This window comes from Neorhizobium petrolearium (assembly GCF_029854435.1).
GTDB classification, from domain to species: domain Bacteria; phylum Pseudomonadota; class Alphaproteobacteria; order Rhizobiales; family Rhizobiaceae; genus Neorhizobium; species Neorhizobium petrolearium.
On sequence record NZ_CP123001.1, the window covers coordinates 250,938 to 268,686 of the forward strand.

General features: G+C 61.8%; 14 protein-coding genes. 10 read left to right on the forward strand and 4 right to left on the reverse strand.

Going from position 1 to position 17,749, the window contains the following annotated elements:
- Positions 1-16: 16 nt before the first annotated feature.
- From QEO92_RS28090 to QEO92_RS28135, 10 genes are read left to right on the forward strand one after another with little or no spacing between them, the layout of a single operon-like run.
- A complete protein-coding gene (locus tag QEO92_RS28090) occupies positions 17-2,071 on the forward strand; it encodes a dipeptide ABC transporter ATP-binding protein (protein ID WP_227705457.1) in 2,055 nt (684 codons plus the stop codon).
- A 2-nt stretch (positions 2,072-2,073) separates the two neighbouring features.
- A complete protein-coding gene (locus QEO92_RS28095; RefSeq protein ID WP_227705458.1) occupies positions 2,074-3,330 on the forward strand; it encodes an MFS transporter in 1,257 nt (418 codons plus the stop codon).
- Positions 3,327-4,760, forward strand: coding sequence for a dihydropyrimidinase (hydA, locus tag QEO92_RS28100; RefSeq protein WP_227705459.1), 1,434 nt, complete (start codon positions 3,327-3,329; stop codon positions 4,758-4,760). Before QEO92_RS28095 ends, hydA begins: the two co-directional genes overlap by 4 nt.
- Entirely contained in the window at positions 4,757-5,518 is a 762-nt protein-coding gene (locus tag QEO92_RS28105) for an SDR family NAD(P)-dependent oxidoreductase (RefSeq protein WP_227705460.1), read from the forward strand. The genes hydA and QEO92_RS28105 overlap by 4 nt, the downstream gene beginning before the upstream one ends.
- Before the next feature lie 34 nt (positions 5,519-5,552).
- On the forward strand, positions 5,553-6,590 hold the full coding sequence (locus tag QEO92_RS28110) for an NAD-dependent epimerase/dehydratase family protein (protein ID WP_227705461.1): 1,038 nt from the start codon (positions 5,553-5,555) through the stop codon (positions 6,588-6,590).
- Positions 6,590-7,507 (forward strand): allantoinase PuuE, encoded by a 918-nt coding sequence (locus QEO92_RS28115; RefSeq protein ID WP_227705462.1) that lies wholly within the window; start codon positions 6,590-6,592, stop codon positions 7,505-7,507. The genes QEO92_RS28110 and QEO92_RS28115 overlap by 1 nt, the downstream gene beginning before the upstream one ends.
- Entirely contained in the window at positions 7,491-9,200 is a 1,710-nt protein-coding gene (locus tag QEO92_RS28120) for a thiamine pyrophosphate-requiring protein (protein ID WP_227705463.1), read from the forward strand. Before QEO92_RS28115 ends, QEO92_RS28120 begins: the two co-directional genes overlap by 17 nt.
- A 13-nt stretch (positions 9,201-9,213) precedes the next feature.
- Entirely contained in the window at positions 9,214-10,548 is a 1,335-nt protein-coding gene (locus QEO92_RS28125; RefSeq protein ID WP_227705464.1) for a dihydroorotase, read from the forward strand.
- 10 nt (positions 10,549-10,558) lie between these two features.
- The gene (locus QEO92_RS28130; RefSeq protein WP_280107542.1) at positions 10,559-11,332 is read left to right on the forward strand and encodes an SDR family NAD(P)-dependent oxidoreductase; all 774 of its coding nucleotides are present in this window, start codon (positions 10,559-10,561) and stop codon (positions 11,330-11,332) included.
- A gap of 47 nt (positions 11,333-11,379) precedes the next feature.
- Positions 11,380-12,165: an SDR family oxidoreductase gene (locus QEO92_RS28135; protein WP_227705466.1), complete on the forward strand. Its 786-nt coding sequence runs from the start codon at positions 11,380-11,382 to the stop codon at positions 12,163-12,165.
- 422 nt (positions 12,166-12,587) lie between these two features.
- On the opposite strand, the gene QEO92_RS28140 is transcribed toward QEO92_RS28135, so the two are convergent.
- The 4 genes from QEO92_RS28140 to QEO92_RS28155 are packed head-to-tail and all read right to left on the reverse strand — an operon-like array spanning position 12,588 to position 17,745.
- A complete protein-coding gene (locus tag QEO92_RS28140) occupies positions 12,588-13,364 on the reverse strand; it encodes an IclR family transcriptional regulator (RefSeq protein ID WP_227705467.1) in 777 nt (258 codons plus the stop codon).
- Positions 13,361-14,587 (reverse strand): FAD-dependent monooxygenase, encoded by a 1,227-nt coding sequence (locus tag QEO92_RS28145; RefSeq protein ID WP_227705468.1) that lies wholly within the window; start codon positions 14,585-14,587, stop codon positions 13,361-13,363. Before QEO92_RS28145 ends, QEO92_RS28140 begins: the two co-directional genes overlap by 4 nt.
- Positions 14,588-14,629: 42 nt before the next feature.
- Complete coding sequence (locus tag QEO92_RS28150; RefSeq protein WP_227705469.1) at positions 14,630-15,388, reverse strand: enoyl-CoA hydratase/isomerase family protein; 759 nt, start codon at positions 15,386-15,388, stop codon at positions 14,630-14,632.
- On the reverse strand, positions 15,385-17,745 hold the full coding sequence (locus QEO92_RS28155) for a xanthine dehydrogenase family protein molybdopterin-binding subunit (protein WP_227705470.1): 2,361 nt from the start codon (positions 17,743-17,745) through the stop codon (positions 15,385-15,387). Before QEO92_RS28155 ends, QEO92_RS28150 begins: the two co-directional genes overlap by 4 nt.
- Between the last annotated feature and the right edge of the window lie 4 nt (positions 17,746-17,749).

The window sequence follows — 17,749 nt, forward strand, 5'->3', positions numbered from 1 at the left end:
TTTGCAAGGAGCGCCCATGCCCGTCACGCCCCTGGTCATTGAAGAACCCGTGCTCGATGTCCGCAACGCCAGGATCGAGTTTCGCGGCAAGAGCGAAACGGTGGTGGCCATCCCCGACCTCTCCTTCCGGGTCATGCCGGGAGAAAGCTATGGACTGGTCGGCGAATCCGGCTGCGGCAAGAGCACCACCGCCATGGCCATTATGGGATATCTCGGCAATACCGGGGTGATTGCCGGCGGCAGCATCCGCTTCAACGGCAAGGAGTTGGTCGGCGCATCTTCTCGCGAACTGCGCTCCATCCGCGGCCGGCAGATCGCCATGGTCTATCAGGATCCGATGAGCGCGCTCAATCCGGTCAAGACGATTGGCGCACAGCTGGCCGAGGTGGCGATCCTGCATCTCGGCGCGTCGAAGGCGGAAGCCCTTGCGATGGCCGAAGCGATGCTGAACGATGTGCGCCTGCCGGACCCCGGCGACATGCTGAAACGGTACCCGCACCAGCTATCGGGCGGACAACAGCAGCGGGTGGTGATTGCCATGGCGCTTCTCGCCAAGCCGTCGCTGCTGCTTCTCGACGAACCCACCACCGGACTGGACGTCACGGTCGAAGCTGCCGTCATCGATCTAATTGGCGAGCTTCGTCGGCGTTATTCGACAAGTCTCCTGTTCATTTCGCACAATCTCGGCCTGATTGCCGAAAGCTGCGACCGGCTAGGCATCATGTATTCCGGAGAAATGGTCGAAGAGGGCACGACGAGCGAGGTTTTTCGCCGGCCGAAACATCCCTATACGCGCGGCCTGATCGATTGTATTCCAGATGTTGCGAGCGACAAGCGCAGCCGGGCGCTGGCGGCCATCCCCGGGCATATCCCGCTGCCGTCCGAGCGGCCGCAAGGCTGTCTGTTCTCGCCGCGCTGCGCGGGTTTCGTCGCCGGTCGCTGTGACGACCCTTCGCTTGAATTGCAGCCGGCAGCCGAGGACCATCTGGTCCGTTGCGCGCGCTGGCAGGAGATCGACGTGACGCGGGAGGCCGCCCCGCCGGTATCTTCGGCGCGAGCGGAGCAATCGGTCGCGATTTCGCTCGACGATGTCAGCCGCTTCTATTCGATCGGCCAGAACCGCACAGTCAAGGCCAATGAAGGCGTGTCATTTCAGGCAGCCAAGGCGGAAATAGTCGCTCTGGTCGGCGAATCCGGCTGCGGCAAGTCGACGCTTGCGCGCATCGTGACCGGTCTCGACAAGGCGACTTCGGGTCAGATCCGCATGGCCGGCGAGAACGTCGCCGCGCTGCAGGCCAGCGAGCGTCCGCGCTCCATGCTGCAGCAGATCCAGATGATCTTTCAAAATCCCGATAGCACCCTCAATCCGTCGCATTCTGCAGCCTTCTCCATCCGCCGGTCGATCAAGAAGTTCGGCATCCGCAAGACCAAGGCCGAGATCGACGCGCGGGTGCGCGAGCTTCTCGAAATGGTTCGCCTTTCTCCCGCAGTCGCCGATCGCAAGCCGAACCAGTTGTCCGGCGGACAGAAGCAGCGCATTGCGATTGCCCGAGCCTTCGCCGCCGACCCATCGCTGATCGTCGCCGACGAACCCGTTTCGGCCCTCGATGTTTCTGTCCAGGCCGCAGTGGTGACGCTTCTTCTCGACATCCAGCGGGAGAAGCACGCCACGATGCTATTTATCAGCCATGACCTCGCACTTGTGCGCCACGTCGCCGACAAGGTCGTGGTGATGTATCTCGGCAAGATCATGGAGCAGGGTACCGTCGAGGAAGTGTTCGGCGAAGGCGCCCATCCCTATTCGGAAGCGCTTTTGTCGGCCATCCGCAGCCCACGCCTCGACGAGGTTCCGCGCGAGCGCATCCGTCTTTCCGGAGAGACGCCGAGCGCCGTCAACGTGCCGGCCGGCTGTCGTTTCGCAACGCGGTGCCACCGCAAGATCGGTTCGATCTGCGACACAGTCGCCCCGCCGCTGCGGAAAATGTCAATGACGCACGACATTCTTTGCCATATCGACGCGAGCGAGCTTGCAGCCCGTCCGCCGGTGCTTCTGCCGGCAGGGAAAGCCTGACCATGCGCAATCTCGAAAAGGTGATGGGTGGTATCTGGCATGGAGCGGCACGGTTTCGGGCGATCGGACATGTGCTGGCAAGCATCTGCGTCGTCGCCACAGCCAATTCGCTGCTGACGACCGCCGTCTCGCTTGATCTTAGCAATCCCGCAATCGATGGCGGCATCGTGCAGCTCTTGCTGACTGCATTTCCGATCGGCTTTCTTGGCGGCTGCCTGTCGGCCCGTTTTTTCGTGTCCCGTCTCGGCCATGAACGCGCTTTTTTGACCGTGACGTTGCTCGCCGCCTTCGCCGCCTGCGGCTACATGCTGACGGAAACGCCGTGGGCCTGGTTTTGGCTGCGCCTTATCAACGGCTTTGCGATTGCGACATTGTTCGTCATTTCGGAAAGTTGGATCAATCTCTATGCCGATCCCAAAAGCCGGGGAGCGTATTTTTCTCTCTATATGCTGATGACCTCGCTTGCCACGCTGTTCGGGCAATTGCTCATCCAGGCGGCAGGCCCGCATTCACCCTATCTTTTCCTGATCGTGCTTGGGGTCATCCTGTCGGGCCTGTTTTACGCCCACTTCGTCGGCGGACGTTGGCCTGTCCTGCCGTTGCCGCCGCCCATCGAGGGGACCAGCAATGCAGCTTCGGCCCATCGCTACGGCATCTTGCAACTGGCGAGCCTTGCGCCCGTCACCGTCGCCGCCGTCTTCCAGGCCGGCATGACCAACATGAACGTCTACACGATGACGCCGATCTTCGGCGAGCGGGTCGGTCTCGACGCGGCATCCTCCGTCACGCTGGTCACAGTCTTCAGCATTGGCGGAATGCTGGCGCAGGCTCCGGCGGGCTGGCTCTCGGACAGGATGGACAGGCGCCTGCTGCTTTTCCTGCAGGGCATTGTCACCGTCTGCCTCTGTGCGGCGGTCGCCTGGCCCGGGACACATTCGCTTGCTCTGCTTTACGGGCTGTTCTTCGTTTATGGGGCGGTCGCGCTGACGATTTATCCGGTCGGCATCGCCTATGCCAATTCTCAGCTCGATGGCCGGCATATGGTGTCGGCCTCCGGTTGCCTGCTGCTGATCTACTCCGTCGGCAATATCATGACGCCGGGAATTGCCGCAGGCCTGATGGAGCGCTTCGCGCCGCAGGCGCTCTTCCTTCTGCTTGGCGGCGGAGCGCTGGTCGTCACCATCGCCGCTGTCTTCAACCTTCTGCGCCAGCCTTCCGTCGGCGTGAAACCATGCCTCGCATCTGGAGGAAGCGAATGAGTGTAAGACAGCCTTTTGACCTCGTCATCCGCGGCGGCAATGTGGTGCTGCCGAATGCGACCAGGCCGCTCGATGTCGGTATCCGCGACGGCATCATCGTTGCTCTCGACGCCGATCTTCCCGAGGGGCGCAATGAGGTGGACGCCGGTGACCGCCTGGTTCTTCCCGGCGGGGTCGACAGTCATTGCCACATGGACCAGCAGCCTTGGGAAGGCAAGGCGACGGCTGATGACTTCAACACCGGTACGTTGTCTGCCTTGTGCGGCGGCACGACGACCGTCGTGTCTTTTGCGATGCAGATGCGCGGCCAGTCGCTGCGTGACATCGTTGAGGATTATCACGATCGGGCAAGACCGAAGGCCCGCATCGACTACGGTTTCCATCTGATTGTCGGCGATCCGTCTGCTGAGGTGCTGCGCGAGGAAATTCCTGCGCTGATTGCCGAGGGCTGCACCTCGATGAAGATCTATCTGACCTACGAGGGGCTGAAACTCGACGACTACGAGGTGCTCAACGTCCTCGATCTGGCGCGGTCGCAGGGCGCTATGGTAATGGTCCACGCCGAAAACGATGCCTGCATCCGGTGGCTGACGGAGAAGTTCATTGCCGCGCGCAAGACCCAGCTGCGTTATCATGAAAAGGCACATTCAGAGATCGGCGACCGTGAGGCGACATTCCGGGCGATCAGCCTTTCGGAATTGATCGAGACGCCAATCCTTGTCAGCCACGTAGCAGCCGGCGGCGCCGTCGAGGAGATCCGCCGGGCCAAGGCGAGGGGGCTGCCGATCTATGCGGAAACATGCCCGCAATATCTTTTCCTGTCAGCGGAAGACATCGACACCCATGATCTGTCCGGTTCCAAATGCGTCTGCACACCGCCACCGCGTGATAAGTCGAACCAGCCAGCAATCTGGGCCGGTATTCTCGACGGGACGCTGGAAGTCTTTTCGTCGGACCACTCTCCGTGGCACTACGCCGACAAGATCGCCGGCGGGCCGGATACGCCGTTTCATCGCATCCCGAACGGCATTCCGGGGATTGAAACTCGTCTGGCGCTCCTGTTTTCGGCCGGAGTCAATGGCGGGCGGATATCGCTGCAGAAATTCGCCGATCTGACCTCCGGCGCCCCGGCGCGGCTCTTCGGCCTCTATCCGCGCAAGGGGCACATTGCCGTCGGTGCGGATGCCGACATCGCGATCTGGGATCCACACCGCCGCGTCACGATCACCAACAGCCTTCTGCACCACGCGACCGACTACACGCCTTATGAAGGCCAGACGGTCACCGGTTGGCCGGTCATGACCATCTCACGGGGCGACATCGTTTTCGACGACGGCAAGGTGCTGGCTGAGCCCGGCCGTGGCCGGTTCATCGCGCGCCAACGGCCGTTCCCACCGCAGCAGGGTCTGTCCAAGGTGCTGGCATCATGACGATGACCGCACGACGCCTCAAAGGCAAGGTCGTTCTGCTTACGGGCGCGGCCAGCGGAATCGGTGCCGCGATCGCGAGGCGCTGCATCGCCGAAGGCGCCTCGGTGATCTGCGCCGATCATGCATTTGAGAGCGCAAGCATCCTGGCAGCCGAACTCGGGGACAGGGCGTTGGCAGTGTCCTGCGACGTGACGGAGGATGCTTCGGTCAAAGCCAGTATCGAGGCCGGCCTTTCGCGTTTTGGTCGACTCGACGGTCTCGTGCATAACGCGGCTGCGCCTTCCCTCGATGGCACCGTCATCGATCTTTCGGAACGGCAATGGCGCCTCGAAATCGACGTCAGCCTGACGGGCGCCTTCCTTGCGAGTAAACATGCAATACCGGCGATGATCGCCGGGGGAGCAGGCTCGGTGGTCTTCGTCGCCTCGCAATTCGCGCATGTGGCTGTCGGCAAGGCTGTCGCCTATTGCGCTGCCAAAGCCGGCCTCGTGCATCTTTCCAAGGCTATGGCCGTCGATCACGCCGCCGATGGCATTCGCGTCAATTCGCTGTCTCCCGGTGCGGTCGCAACGCCGCGGCTTCTGCAACGCTGGCCGAGCCTTGAGGCCGCGGATGCCGGGCTCGGTCCGGCGCATCTGCTCGGACGCATCGCGCGCCCTCAGGAGATCGCTGCGGCGGCAGCCTTCCTGCTTTCGCCGGATGCCTCCTTCGTCACCGGCACGGACCTGCTGGCCGATGGCGGTTACGCAACACGCTGACAGGACTGATGAAGACTTTGGATTGGATGTGCAAATGACCCTTCTCATTACCGGCGGTACCGGTTTTGTCATGAGCGTGCTCGCCCGCACTTGGCTCGAGCGCGATCCCAATGAACGCGTCGTCATTCTCGATCGTGCCGACCTTGATTCCACGGCGGAGCGGTATTTCGCTCCGGTTTGCGACAGGCTTTCGGTCGTCACCGCCGATATCTGCCATCCGGACCACTGGGAAGCGGCTCTTGCCGATCACGATATCCGCTACGTCGTGCACGGCGCGACGGTCACGCCGATTTCGCGCGGCAGTGCCTTGGAGGCGAAGCGGCAGCCGGAGGCAGAACAGCCTGCCAGGATCGTCGACGTCAACCTGATGGGTGCGGTGCATATTCTCGAATGGGCGCGCAGGAATCCAAACCTGAAGCGGTTGATTTATGTCAGTTCGGGTTCCGTCTATCGCCATCACGGACCGGATTGGAGCGGCGAACCATTGCCGGAGGACGGCTATGTCGCGCCGCTGACGCTTTACGGCATCTCCAAGTTCGCTGCGGAAATGGTCGTCAATCGTTATGCCGATCTCTTCGGTTTCTCGGCGGCCTCCGTCCGGCTGGCTTCTGTTTACGGGCCGATGGACCGGGCGACCGAGAGCCGCAATTTCCGACACGTCCCGAACCGGGTCGCACATATGGCGCTTGCCGGCGAAACGATCCGCCCCAACAGCCTCGAACCGGTCGGCGACTACCTGAGCTCGGCCGATGTCGCCGAAGCGATCGCCGCGCTGCTCGATGCCGAGCGGCTGCGCTATCGCCATTACAATATCGGCAGCGGCCAGACGACGACCATCGGCGACGTGATTGCCTGGGCCAAGGAGCGGGAGCCAGGACTGACCGTCGAGATCGACACGGCCGATACGGCGAATATCGTCCAGGACCTCTCGTTGAAGGACGGCATGTGGGGTGCATACGACATAGCTCGCATCGAGCGGGATACGCCCTGGCGGCCGCGTGATCTCAAGCAGAGCTTCCACGATTACATGAACTGGATCAGCGAAAACGAAATGCAGGGCGAGGAACAGTGATGAGCGTTATCGCACAGGACCAACAACGCGACTTCGTCGGCTACGGACCAAATCCGCCGACAATAACCTGGCCGGGTGGCGCCAAGCTCGCGATCAATCTCGTTCTCAACTATGAGGAGGGTTCGGAATACTCCTGGCTTGAGGATGGCCGCAACGATAACTGGGGCGAATACAACATCCCGAACAGCCCGCCGGTGCGTGACCTCGGCACCGAGACGCATTTCGAATATGGAAGCCGGGCTGGGATATGGCGCCTTGCCCGCCTGTTCGACCGCTACGCCATCCCGGTTACGGTATCGGCTTGCGCCGTCGCCTTGCAGAAGAACCCGGCAGTCGTCGACTGGATGAATGCACGCGGCCATGATCTGCTCGGTCACGGCCTGCGCTGGAGCGAATATTCAACGATGTCGCGCGAGGATGAGGAACGGCAGCTCCATGAGGCAATTGCCCTTTATGCGCAACTGACAGGCAGGCGGCCGATGGGCTGGAACTGCCGGTCCTTTCCGAGCGTCAACACGCGCGACCTGATCGTCCGCGAGGGTGGATTCCTCTACTATTCCGACCCCTGCAACGACGATCTTCCCTATTTCGTGGATCATCAGGGCACACGGCTTCTCGTCGTGCCGTATTCGAAGACGCTGAACGACAGCCGTTACCTGATCGCGCCTGGCTACAGCAATCCGCGCGACTTTGCCGAGGATTGTCGGTCGGCGATCGACTATATGGTCGGTGAAGCCGACGAGACCGGAGGACGCATGCTGACGATCGGCGTCCATGCGCGCTGGATGGGCCAGCCCAACCGGGCCTCCGGTCTTCGCGAAGTCATCGAGCATGTCTTGCGGACGCCGGGCGCGGCTTTCATGCGCCGCGAGGATATTGCCCGCCACTGGGCGGATAACCATGAAAGGCTCACCTGAGATGGCCGACACATTGCAGACGCAAACGGGAAACGTGTCGGCCTGCGAGCCGCAAAGCCTCAGCGGCGCGGAATATATTGCGGGCGTCCTCAAGCAGGAAGGCGTCAAGCAGATCATCGGGTTTCCGGCGAGCGAACTGTTCGACGCCTCGGCAGCACTCGACATTCCGCCGCTCATCGCGCGCACGCAAAGGGTCGCCGTCAATATCGCCGAAGGTTACGCCCGCGCCACATCGGGCAAGGAATTGGCTGTTGTCACCGTGCAATACGGGCCAGGTGCGGAAAGTGCCTTTGCCGGCATTGCGCAGGCTTTCAACGACCGCGTGCCCATGCTCTTCCTGCCGACCGGTTACCCACGCGGCTCCGAAGCCGTCTCGCCGAATTTCGAGTCACGCCGCAACTTTTCCCATATAACCAAGTGGTGCGAGACGGCGACCCAGGTTGAGGATCTGCCCAAGCTGATGCATGCGGCGATTTCACGTGTGAGGAATGGCCGGCCGGCGCCGGTCCTCCTCGAATTGCCGGTCGATCTGCTTGCCGACAAGCTCGATAGTTCGCCCGTCCGTCACCTGCGCCCGCGTCGCAGCATCCCGCAGGCAGATGACGGGGAGGTCGCTGAACTGGTGGGCCGGCTTCTCGCGGCCAAGAACCCGATCGTCTTCGCAGGCCAGGGCGTGCTCGCCGCCGGCGCAAGTGCCGAACTCGTACAGTTTGCCGAACTTCTCGACATTCCCGTGATGACGACACCGAATGGAAAGAGCGGCTTTCCGGAAGATCATCCGCTTGCGCTCGGCACGGCGGGTCGCGCTCGCCCTACCACTGTCGATCATTTTCTGGAGAAGGCCGATGTCGTCCTGGCGCTCGGCACCAGCCTGACGCGATCCTACTACATACTGCCGCTTGGCGAGGACAAGGTCATCGTGCAGGTGACGCTCGACGACGCCGATCTCGGCAAGGACTATCCGATTGCTCAGGGCGTTGTCGGCGATGCGCGTTCGGTGCTGAAACAGATGATCGCCCATATCGCGGACAATCAGCTGTCGCTTGCCGAAAGGCCTCAAGTCGCCCGGACGATCGCAGAGCTGCGAGCTGGATTCATTGCTAAATGGATGCCATTGCTTACGTCGGATTCCGAACCGATTTCGCCCTATCGTGTCGTATGGGAGATCATTCAGGCGGTCGATCCGAAAACCTCCATCGTCACCCATGACGCCGGCAATCCCCGCGACCAGTTTTGCCCTTTCTATACGGCGAGCGTCCCCGGCAGCTATCTCGGTTGGGGCAAGACAACGCAACTGGGGAGCGGTCTCGGTTTTGCGATCGGTGCGAAGCTCGCGAGGCCTGAAGCGACGGTCGTCAATCTGATGGGCGAAGCCGCCTTCGGTATGGTGGCGATCGACTTCGAAACGGCAGTCCGCTGCAAGTTGCCGGTGTTGACGGTCCTGCTGCGCAACGACGTGCTCGGCGGATACGCCAGGAGCATGCCGATCGCCACCCGCAAATACGGCGCCAACCGGATGAGCGGCAGCTATGCTCCGATCGCCGAGGCGCTTGGTGGATGTGGCGAGTGTGTCACGCAATCCGGCGAAGTCCGTCCGGCATTACTGCGAGGCCTCGAACGCGTCGCAGAGGGGCAGGCAGCCCTCATCGAGGTCGTGACCCATGAGGAACCGCGTCTTGCGGGGCTTTGGTAGATTGGGGCCTTGTATGTTCGACACGCTGATCACCGGTGGAACCGTCATCAATGCAAATGGCGAAAGGCAGGCCGACGTGGGCATCAGCGATGGGCGCATCGCTGCATTGCTGCCGCCCGGAATGCAGTCCGATGCCCGGACAATGATCGATGCCGGTGGACGGCTTTTGCTTCCCGGCCTGATTGATGCGCATGTCCATCTGCGCGAACCTGGATTGACGCATAAGGAGGATTTCGAGAGCGGTACGAAAGCTGCGGCTCTCGGCGGGGTGACCACCATCCTCGACATGCCGACGGACGATCCCTGGACGGCGACCGCCGCCCAGCTATCAGACAAGATGGAGATGGCGCGCGAGCGGCTGCATATCGATGTTGGTTTCCAGGCGGTGATCAAGCGGAACGGTCAAGATCTCGACGCGCTTCTTGACCTCAAGCCCGTTTCGCTGGAGCTCTTCACGGCAGACGTGCCCGAAGCCTATCTGTTTTCTGATATCGACGCGGTCACGCGGATCTTGCGGCGGCTCGCCGGCCTCGACATTCTGATCGGCATTTCGCCCGGAGACCAGTCGATCCTCGCCGGCTGTGCCTCAGCTGGTGGTAAGGGAGACATCCAGGATTTCCTTGCCAGCCGCCCGCCGCTTGCGGAAGCTGGCGGCATTGCCCGCGCGATCCTGGCAGCTGCCGAAACCGGCACGCGCATCCATGTCCGACAGATCAATTCCGCATTGGGAGTCGAGATCTGGCGGCGTTTGCGCGATCTGGCCGACGCGACGGTCGAGACGACGCCGCAAAACCTCTTCTTCACGGCGGACGATTACGCGAGCATGGGTGCCAACCTCAAGGGATCTCCACCACTGCGCGAGTCGCGGGATGTCGATGCTTTGCACCGCGCCATCTCTGATGGCCTGATCGACATCATGGCGACCGACCACGCGCCGCATATGCCGGCCGAAAAGGCAGCGCGCTACACAACCTTCGCAGATATTCCCGGCGGCATGCCCGGATTACAGACGCTGCTTGCCGTGATGCTCGAGCTTGTCGGGCGCCGCGTCATTGATCTGTCCGGGCTCGTCCGCATGTGCTCGCTCAATCCCGCGAGGCGCTTCGGACTTGGCCGCTCGAAAGGGGCGATCGCCGTGGGCCTTGATGCGGATATCATCGCCGTCGATCTCAACCAATCCACCGTCATCTCCAATGCACTGCAGGCCACGCGTGCCGGTTACACGCCCTTCGATGGTCGTGTCGTTGCGGGCCGGCTGACCGATGTCTTCCTGCACGGCGAACATATCGTCCGCGACGGCGTCCTGACATTGCCCAACCGGGGCCGGGTTGTCCGGCACGGCGACTAAGGAGCATTTTATGCCCATGCTGGATAAGAAAATCGCTATCGTGACGGGCGCGAGCTCCGGTCTCGGTCGCGCCATTGCCCTGCGCTACGCTGAAGAGGGTGCAACCGTCGTCGTGGCGGATATCATCGAAGACCCGATCGAGGGCGGAGAAACGACGCTTAGCCGTATTCTCGCACGGGGCAGCAGCGGTGCGTTCATCAAGACGGACATTTCAAGGTGGAGCGAGGTCGATGCTTTGATCACTGCGGCCGTTGATGAATTCGGCCGCCTTGACGTCATGGTCAACAATGCCGCGATCTACACCTCCACCAATCTGATCGAGACCACCGCTGAACAATGGCACCGGGTGTTATCCGTCAATGTCACTGGCTATTTCCACGGCTGCAAACGGGCGGTGCAACAATTCCTGACGCAGGATCCTGTCGGCGACACGCGCGGGCGCATCATCAACATTTCCTCTCAACACGGCATGGTCGCCTGCCCCGGCGATTTCCCTTATGGCGTCAGCAAAGGTGCCATCGTGCAGATGACCCGGCAGATCGCCGTTGATCATGCAAAGGACGGCATCATCTGCAACGCGGTCGCGCCGGGCAAGATCATTACCGGCAAGCCGGGTGTCGCCAACGATCCCGATGCTCTCGACTATTCGCGACGGCGCACCCCGTGGCCACGGCTTGGTGAGCCCCGCGACGTGGCGAGTGCTGCCGCCTTTCTCGCCAGTGACATGGCGACTTACATGACCGGCGTCAATCTGATGGTTGATGGCGGCTGGATGGCCGGCTGATCGCGCGCCGGAAAACCGACAACAACCGAACCGAAAGGAAACAGCCCATGGATCTGGGATTGAAGGGCAGGACAGCACTTGTACTGGGAGCTGGCGGCGGACTTGGCGGAGCGATCGCCAAAACGCTTGCCGGAGAAGGCGCACAGGTTGCAGTTGCCGACATCAATAAGGACGCTTCGGAAAAGACGGTCGTCGATATCCGCACCGCCGGCGGCTCGGCAATGCCGCTTGGATGGGATCTTGCCGATCTCGACGTCATCGCACCCAACCTCGCCGTCATCGAAAACCAGCTTGGTCCGGTCGACGTTCTCGTCAATATCACCGGCGGCCCGCCGCCGACGCTGGTTTTCGGTCAGAGCGCTGACAGTTGGCGGAAATATTTCGACAGCATGGTGTTGTCGGTCATCGCCATCAGCGATGCCGTTCTTCCGAAGATGCGCGAAAACAAGTGGGGCCGCATCATCACCTCGACATCGTCCGGTGTCGTCGCGCCGATCCCCAACCTCGGACTTTCCAATTCGCTGCGCATGTCGCTTCTCGGCTGGTCGAAGACGCTGGCCGGCGAAGTCGGCCGCGATGGCGTAACGGTCAACGTCGTCCTGCCCGGTCGCGTAGCCACCCAACGTATTACCTTCCTCGACGAGCAGAAGGCGAAACGGGAAGGCAAGGCTTTGGAAGAGATCTCATCCGCCAGCACCGCCTCGATCCCTGTGGGCCGCTACGGCGATCCGCACGAGTATGCCGATGTCGTTGCATTCATGGCCAGCAGCCGGGCATCCTACCTCACCGGCTCTGTCATCCGTGTCGATGGCGGTTTGATCGCAAGTGTTTGAGACAACAATGTTGATCGATTGGGAGAAATTGCTGGCATGTCGTCGACATGACCAGGTCCGTCCCGAAAAGTATTTTGCGCCGCAAGATCTCGGCCGTTCGCATGGAGACGGTCGCCAACGCTATCCTTGAGGAGAAAACAACAGATCCTTGCCATGGTTTCGAGCCTCTTCAAGCTCGTCATTGACGGCAACGAGTTTGAAGCCGGGCAGGGGATCTTGTCTTCTTCCTGCTGGGTCGCGCCTCGCCGCGATTGGCACCGGATCCGAATGACGCGTCTACCATCAGACTTTCGGTCCGGCGCGCCGATCAGTTGCCGGATGAATCGGTTCAGCTGTTTCGAAAGTCGGCGATTTGATAAGTTCGGGCGAAGGTCTCGGGCCTGCTAGTATCATTGCTTGAAACTCCGCCCAGGATCAAACATCTAGGTAGACGATCCAAGTGTTCGGGAGAGGTCCCTGGTCGTATCGAGCACCAGCTCTGCCGCTCTGCTCTCCAGCGAAAGATCGGTGCGGCCCTTAATGCCGAGAATGGTGATTGCCGCAACCAGATGTTCCTCGTGATCGAAGATGCCGGCTGAAACGGAGCAGAAAGCGAGGTCGAACGCCCGTTCGGACACCGCCACCCCGTCGCGTCGCGTCCGGGTGACAATCTCCTCAATCGCCGCAAGATCCGGATCTCTTCCCGTTTCCTGCCGGATGATACCGGTCAATTGATGCAGCGGGAGATAGCTTAAAAAGATTGCGCCCGTGCCCGACGACATGAGTGGTAACACATGCCCCAGCTTCATCGTCACCAGAAGCTGCGAATCCCAGTCGAACTTGCGCACGATGGTCGGGCCAAGATTGCCGAGCACCGAGAGATAGACCGGCAACTGCACCTGATCCTGCAGTATCTGCATCTTTTCTGGTGCAAGCGAGAGGACATCTGCCTGGGAAATGGCAGAAAGTCCTAGCATGGCCGCGCCGGGGCCGAGCCCGTAGCATAGCGTATCGGGATTCTGGACGACGATCCCCATGCGCGCCAAGCTGACGAGGTAGGGATAGGCTTTCCAGGATGGCATGTCCGCCGCCGCCGCGACAGCCTTCAGCGTCTGCCCCCGGCCACCCTGTTCCAGCGCCTGAACCAACCGGTACCCGACCGTGATGGTCTGCACGAACCCCTGTTCGCGGTCGGTCTCAGCGCTGTCTTCTACATTCATGAAATCTCCGCGACGGATTTTTCGTTCAAGGGAACGGAACTCGCATCATATTCGAATAGCCAGTTATAACGCGCATTAACACGATCGCCCCGCCATTCGCGCGTTACATAAGCTTCCGCTGTTTCCTTATTCGCCATTTCGGGATTATGGAAGCGCCGTCCGTTTTCGAGCGAGCCGGTGACCACCCGCGAGGTGCGCTCCAGGCGGAGCGCCTCGTAACGCAAGAGCGCCGTTTCGTAATCCGGCCAGAAGGCATCTAGGCAACGGGCAAGTACCACGCCGTCCTCGATCGCCATCCCGGCACCCTGCGCCAGGAAAGGCAACGTCGGATGGCAGGCATCGCCAAGCAGCGTCGTCCGGCCCTCGGACCAGGCCTGCATCGGCGCGCGGCCGATCAGCGCCCACTTGTAGGGCACTTCGATATTCTCAATCATCGTATGCACGTCTTCGTGCCAGCCCTCGAAGTCCGCGTGGCATTCCGCATGACTGCCTGCCGCCGTCCAGGATTCCACCGTCCAGTCGCCGCGCTCTACAACGCCGACGAAATTCATCAGCTCGCCGCGGCGAACCATATACTGGATCACATGCCGGTTCGGCCCGACCCAATTGGTGCCGACCTGTCGCAGCAGATGTTCCGGCAGCTTCTTCGCGGGGATGATGCCGCGCCAGACCATTAGGCCGGTATATTCAGGCTTGGCCGCACCGAAGATTTTTCCGCGCACGGCGGAATGGACGCCGTCCGCGCCGATGAGGAGATCACCGGAAAAGCGCCGGCCGTCAGCATTGACCACATGCACGCCCCTGTCGTCCTCAATGAAGTCGATGATCCGCGACGATAGGCGGATGGCACCCGGCGCCCGCTTGTCCACCGCATCCACCAGCATCTGGTGCAGATCGGCGCGATGAACCATGTAATAGGGGGCGCCGAATCGGTCGACGGATTCCTGCGCGAGATCGAAGAGAGTCCAGACGCGGCCGGTGCTCCACAGGCGGATTTCCTTGCCCTGCGGCTCCCAGGAGATGTCGGCAAGTTCGCGCCCAAGACCTATATCGATGATCAGCCGGGTGGAATTGGCCGCAAGCTGCAGGCCCGCACCGATTTCCTTCAGTTCCGGCGCCTGTTCATGGATTTCGACCTCGAAACCGCGTTCGATCAGCGCAAGCGCCGCAATGAGGCCCCCGATGCCGGCACCGCCGATGATCACCTTTGCCCGATCCGCCATGAAATCCTACTCCCCTGTAAATTCGATGTTCTTGGATGCCGATCAGGCCGATTGGCCAAAGCGGGCCGAGACCGCCGTCGCAATACTGTCCGCCGCATAGGCCCGCCTTGCGGCAAAGCTCATTTCCGGCGAAAGATTGAGGAACGCCTTCACGGCAGAAAGCGTGACCGCCGAATTGGCGGAAAGCTTCTGCCGGTAGAAGGCGATCCGCGCATCAAGTTCGTCGGCGGCACAGGTTTCCGAAACGAGGCCGAGCTTTTCCGCCGCCGTAGCGGAAAACGCCTCGCGCGATAGGACGAGGCGAGCGAGCGCCGCGCGGCCGATCCGATCGGCAAGCCCGGTCATGACGAGAAGCGGCGGAATATCCCGCTCCAGCTCAGGCACGACGAATTTCGCCGTCTCGTCGGCAATCACGATATCCGCCAACCCCGCCAGCGCGCAGCCGACGCCGAAGGCGCGGCCGGAAACCGCCGCGATGACCGGCACAGGCACGGACCGCAACGCCTCGTAAAAATCCAGCACCGGATCGGCGACGCGCTCGCGGATCGTGCGTGCCGTCGGCTTGGTCGACGGGTCGGGCATGGGCGAGGTGCGGCCGGCGCAGAAATCCGCTCCGTTGCCGCGTATCAGCACGAATTTCGTGCCCTCCGGCAGGTCGGAGATGGCCGCCAGAAAGGTCGAGGTCATCGCAAAGGTCAGCAGATTGGCCTCGGCCGGATTGCCAATGACGATTTCGAGGCAGCCGTCAGGGGCCAGGGTGCTCGACACATTTCCGGCGGCTGTGCTGGATACGGAGCTCATCGCGAACTCTCCCGTTTGGATTGGACGGCGGACCAGATGCGTGCCGGCGTCGCCGGCATGTCGATATGTTCGATGCCGAAATCCGAAAGCGCATCGACGACGGCGTTGATCGTCGTGGCAAGCGACGGCGTGATGCCACTTTCGCCGCCGCCCTTCACGCGCAGCGGATTGCCGCTTGTCGGGTCCTCGACCAGCGCGACAGAGAAGCTCGGATACTGATCCGAGTGCGGCATGGCGTAATCCAGGAAGGTCGCGGAAATCAGCTGCCCGCTTGCCTTGTCGTGGATCACCTGCTCGACCAGCGCCTGGCCGGTGCCCTGCACGATGCCGCCATGCACCTGCCCGTCGAGGATCAGCGGATTGATCGGCTGGCCGGCGTCATCGATCGAGGTGTAGCGCAAGATCCGAGCGGCAAAGGTCTCCATGTCGATTTCGAGTTCGCAGACCGCGGCGCCCGTCGGATAGGCCGGCATGCGGCCCGTGAAACTTGCCGTCGAGGCAAGCACGGTGCCCACCTCTTCGGCAATTTCCGCCACCTCGAAGATCGTCAGCGCCTCGTTGCTGTCGCTGACCCGCCAGAGCCCATCCTTCTCGAAAACGTTGTCCACCGTCGTCTGGTGATAGTCGGCGACGATCTCCTTGATCTGCGCCACGAGCTTCTTCGAATTCTCGACAAGCAGCATACCGCCGAGCCGCATGGAACGGTCGGAATGAGACCCGCCGCCGGATTGCACGATCCGCGTATCACCGGAAATCAGCCGTACCTGTTGCGGCTCCACATGCAGGAGGTCCGCCACCACTTGGGCGAAGGTCGTCTCGTGCCCCTGGCCGGTCGATTGCGTACCAGTAACCACGTCGATGCGCCGCTCCCGTGGCCTCACCGACATGTCAATCCGCTCATGTGGGATGCCGACCGGCGATTCCACATAGTTGGAAAAACCGATGCCACGCCACTTGCCACGCGAGCGGGATTCCGCGCGGCGCGCCTCGAAACCTTGCCAGTCGGCGGCTTCCAACGCCCTGTCCATGTTGGCGGCAAAATCGCCGCTGTCATAGGTCAGGCCCATGGCGGAGGTATAGGGCAGTTGATCCTTACGGACGAGGTTGCGGCGGCGGATTTCCAGCCGGTGGATACCGAGCCTGAAGGCGGCGATATCTATCAGCCGTTCGATCGCAAAATGTGCTTCCGGCCGGCCGGCGCCGCGGAAAGGCGCGGTCGGCACGGTATTGGTCATCGCGCCACGGATCTCAACCGAGGCAAAGGGCACGTCATAGACCGTTGTCAGCACGCGATAGCTGTTCGCCATCGGCACGTAGGCGACTGTGTAGGCGCCGACATTGCCGGTCATTTCCACTGCGTAACCGGTGATTCGCCCGTCTTTCGTAAACCCCATCCGCACGTGATGCACCATGTCGCGCGCCTGATAGTCGGACATGAAAGATTCGGTGCGGGTGCTCGTCCAGCGCACCGGCCGGCCGAGCTGCTTTGCCGCGATCGCCAGCATTGGTTGTTCCGGCGAAAGATTGGTGCGAGGGCCGAAACCGCCGCCTGTATCCGGGCAGATAACCTCAATCTCATCCTTGGTAATACCGAGACATGCGGCCATCGTGTCACGATGACGGATGGCACCCTGGCTGCCGGCGATCATGTGATATCGGCCGGCCTTCGCATCGTAGCGCACCATGGCCGAACGCGGCTCCATCTGCGCATTGGCAATGCGCTGATTGACAAAGATCTTTTCGATGACCAGCGCCGAGCCCTCAAGCGCCGCCTTCGTCCTCTCCTTATCGCCGAATGTCGCCCGAACGGCCAAATTCCCTGGGATCTCCGGTTCCAGCAGGTGGGCGCCCGGCTCAAGGGCTTCCCGTGCATCGATGACGAAGGGAAGCTCCTCGTATTCGATCATCACGAGTTCAGACGCATCCTGGGCGATGGCCGCACTTTCGGCGACCACCATGACCACCGGCTCACCGACATAGCGCACGCGGTCGAGCGGCAGCGGAAGCTGGTGGATATCGAAGGAAATGTTGTCCGGGTTGTGCCGGAAGGCACGCTTCGTGTGGTCGCGCGCATCGGCCGGGTCGGCGAGATGGTTGATCGGCTTGCCGCCCGCCGCGACATAGTCCTCGCCGGTGAAGACGCCCAGAACACCTGGATATTCCAACGCCGCCGACGGATCGATCGAGACGATCTTCGCCGACGGATAGGGACTGCGCAGGAACACCGCATGGCACTCGTTTTCGAGCCGGAAATCATCCGTGTAGCGCCCGTTGCCGGTGACCAGCCGCCGGTCCTCGAACCGCGGCATCGGTCGGCCGATGAAAGGGCGTCTGCTGGCGGGCGGTTCCATCGACATGCCT